Source organism: Clostridium sp. AM27-28, from assembly GCF_003480955.1.
In the GTDB taxonomy this organism is placed as follows: Bacteria; Bacillota; Clostridia; order Lachnospirales; family Lachnospiraceae; genus Otoolea; species Otoolea fessa.
Window position 1 is genome coordinate 15,310 of sequence record NZ_QUJT01000020.1, and the last position, 607, is coordinate 15,916.

The 607-nt window shown below is 59.1% G+C and carries 2 protein-coding genes; both read left to right on the plus strand.

Features of this window, described 5'->3' with window-relative positions; genetic code table 11:
* Nucleotides 1-190: hypothetical protein (locus tag DW720_RS15810; RefSeq protein ID WP_207665590.1), on the plus strand; the 190-nt coding region annotated here is incomplete at its 5' end.
* Between the two features lie 16 nt (nucleotides 191-206).
* A partial coding sequence (locus DW720_RS15080; RefSeq protein ID WP_147355521.1) for a hypothetical protein occupies nucleotides 207-607 on the plus strand: 401 nt, incomplete at its 3' end.

Below are 607 nucleotides of genomic sequence, written 5' to 3' on the forward strand. Positions count from 1 at the left end.
AGCGGTTAGAAATTGGGGCAGGAGAGAAAAGAATCCGCAGAGGCAGGATGGGGCCGCCGAAGTCGCCAAGAAGAACCGCTTCCACAACCTGGAAGAACATGGTTACGACTACGATGCGATGGTGTGGGGCATGGTGGGCGCAGCGGCGCAGGGCGAGGCTGGAAGCGCTGTGGAACCCGGTACGGGATGAAGGGAGTTAGAGGACGATGAAAAGCATGGATGAACGCCGGGCAGCCATCAAGAAGCAGCTTCGGGGCGGCAAGAGAAATACCCTTCGGGAGCTTTCGGAAGCGATTGGCGAGGAACTGGAGAGAACCAGGGCTGCGGTGAAGAAAATGTGTGCTCTGGGCGAACTGATTCAGGAGGGTGACGGTGCGCGCGGCCAGAAAGCGGTTTACCTGCTGACGCGTGCAGGTGAGGAGGAAAACGACGAGGAACTGGACAAGCCAGATGATCGCCGGATGGTAGACGGCATCTGGGCGGATGAGCTGGAGAGAACCAGAAACCGGGTGCAGGTCGGGGAGAAGCTCAAAGTGATGTTGCTTGCCGACACACGTACCAAAGGCGAGGTGCGGACCGTGCGCCGGACGGTTCGGGTAATCAGCAA